This window comes from Stenotrophomonas maltophilia group sp. RNC7 (assembly GCF_030910085.1).
In the GTDB taxonomy this organism is placed as follows: Bacteria; Pseudomonadota; Gammaproteobacteria; order Xanthomonadales; family Xanthomonadaceae; genus Stenotrophomonas; species Stenotrophomonas sepilia.
In genome coordinates this window covers 1-2,163 of the sequence record NZ_JAVFVN010000850.1, presented here as the reverse complement: position 1 = coordinate 2,163, position 2,163 = coordinate 1, and the positions used below count along the sequence as shown (strand labels likewise).

The 2,163-nt window shown below is 30.3% G+C and carries 4 protein-coding genes; 1 reads left to right on the top strand and 3 read right to left on the bottom strand.

The window, feature by feature from the left end:
- The 3 genes from RCF13_RS20255 to RCF13_RS20245 form a co-directional block, all read right to left on the bottom strand.
- Positions 1 to 777 (bottom strand): phosphoadenosine phosphosulfate reductase family protein (locus RCF13_RS20255; RefSeq protein WP_308141522.1); only part of this gene is annotated, 777 nt, incomplete at its 3' end.
- Positions 778 to 841: 64 nt separating this feature from the next.
- Positions 842 to 1,012 (bottom strand): hypothetical protein, encoded by a 171-nt coding sequence (locus tag RCF13_RS20250; RefSeq protein ID WP_016121646.1) that lies wholly within the window; start codon positions 1,010 to 1,012, stop codon positions 842 to 844.
- Positions 1,013 to 1,038: 26 nt separating this feature from the next.
- Complete coding sequence (locus RCF13_RS20245; RefSeq protein WP_047956658.1) at positions 1,039 to 1,350, bottom strand: hypothetical protein; 312 nt, start codon at positions 1,348 to 1,350, stop codon at positions 1,039 to 1,041.
- A 467-nt stretch (positions 1,351 to 1,817) separates the two neighbouring features.
- Between RCF13_RS20245 and RCF13_RS20240 the strand changes: the two genes are divergently transcribed.
- Positions 1,818 to 2,163: DUF4257 domain-containing protein (locus RCF13_RS20240; protein ID WP_308141520.1), on the top strand; the 346-nt coding region annotated here is incomplete at its 3' end.

The window sequence follows — 2,163 nt, the reverse complement described above, 5'->3', positions numbered from 1 at the left end:
TCTGTATTTTTGAATTGTTTTATTACGCAGCTCGGACTCAAGATGACGAACACCTAAATGAATGACAACTTCTCCGTATTGTGTAACAATCTCCTGAATAAATTTATCCATAGGTTCAATTTTAAACCAAAAAGTGCAATTACGTCTTCGAGATCTCCCAGTACTAATTGTTACTCCTTTACCAATTACTTTTACAGCGAACGATGAATTTAAATCCGGTTCTACTATTTTAGTTTCTATTGGTAATCTTTCTTTAATTGCTTCTTGTTGTACTGCATTAATACACTTATACATGTATTCTCTTACTTCAGGCATCTCTAGCCCTGTATCTGAACTAACAATAAACACCTTTCTTTTCAAAGCGTCTATACCGAATTCTTCCCTGATTTCTATCAATGCATTCCACATACAAAATATAAGCATACAACTATCTTTACCAAAAGATGAACATAAAACAAAGGGCCTATTATTTGTATTATCCATATATGCTTCCCTCAGATTTTTTATAATTTCATATACTTCTTTTACAAAAACATTTTTTTTATGCTCTAAGCCAACTACTTCATTAAAGAATAGTTGTTCCGGTATACTTGCTTCCAATTCATCTTTTATAGAGTTATTACTTGATATTTTTATTGAAGTATTACAAAGCGGATACATTTCTTTCAACACAATTTCTTTAGGTGTAATAATCCCTGTATGGGTAATGTTTTGTTGCATTAACCATGCTTTTACTTTATATAAAACTTCTCTATCCATTACTGAAATAATGCTCATTTTTTCTCCCCCTTAATAGAAAAAAGACTTTAAATTTTATTGATTTAAAGTCTTTTTATATTAATCATTTAATCTGGAAATTAATAAATCTATATGCCGGAGTTAAATTATTCTCACTACAATACTCTTCATAGTCACTAACTAGTAAATGAAACTGACTGCGCGTTACTCCTTGTCCTTTTAACTCACTCCATTCATAGCCTGTTTCAAATTTTACCCATTCAATAAAATCCATTTTTTCACCTCTTCATATACTTGTTATCAAAAAGGTACACCCTCAAGCTCTTCTTTTAACAATGAACTGAAATCAATTTTCCCACATATTCGTTTCGTAGCATTTTTAATATATTGCTCTGAATATCCTTTAATATATTGTTCTGAAAATCCTATTTCATCTAGTTCTTCCTCTATTAACTTCAAGATTGTTAATTCTAGCAATGTGAACTTTTCGTTAGAATTATACGGTGTTTCTATTACTCCTTGTACATCAAAATTGTTGTTAAACTTAATGTTGTTTAATTTCCCTATCTCTTCTTGTTCTACTACTCCTATAAGCATTACTTTTTTCTTCATTTTATCTTCTCCCCCTTTTATTGCATAAAAAAAGGCCCTTTGATACTGATTTTTAAAAGCTAGATATTAGCTTTACTTCATCAGTCCAAAAGACCTTTCATTATTAAGAAAAAACCTAAAATTACAATAATATTGTTATAATGCAATGATATCAAAGTTTCTATTATATGAAAAGATAAAAAAAACCCTACTTTAGTAGGGGATTACAATATTACATACTATAAGAACACAAAACACACGAAATTAAAATTATACGCATATCGTAACACTTAAATACAGAATAGTCAAAAACTATTTATAAAACCAAAACATTCCGCTATAATTAAGTATATACCATTTTTTTATAATTTTAATTGACAAAAAAAGCATTCAGGTCCCTTGGACTGTTGAAGTTTCTAAAAAATTCTTTAGATCTCCAACAATTCCAAGGGACTTTTTTGTGTGCATTACAACAAGGAGGGGATTACATGTTAGTAACATTTCTTATCGCGGGGTACATTGGTGGCGTAATGGGGTTTCTTTCTCACTTATATCAAAATAAAGGAGTTATTAAGCCACCTAAAAAAGTTCGCAGCGGTTACCAAATCGGTTTTTGGTTAAATGTATTTATGGGAAGTACAGCTGCAGTTTTAGCGACTGGATTATTAACGGGAGAACAAAGCATACGCAATATTATTGTTGTGAGTATAGTAGCTGGTTTAGGGGGAGAAAGATTTTTAATTTCTCGTGGTGTCCAATTAGCAGAGAAGAAGGAAAAAGAGCAACAAGATATTGATAAACGTTTGTTACAACTAGAAAAATTGTTTGAAAAAC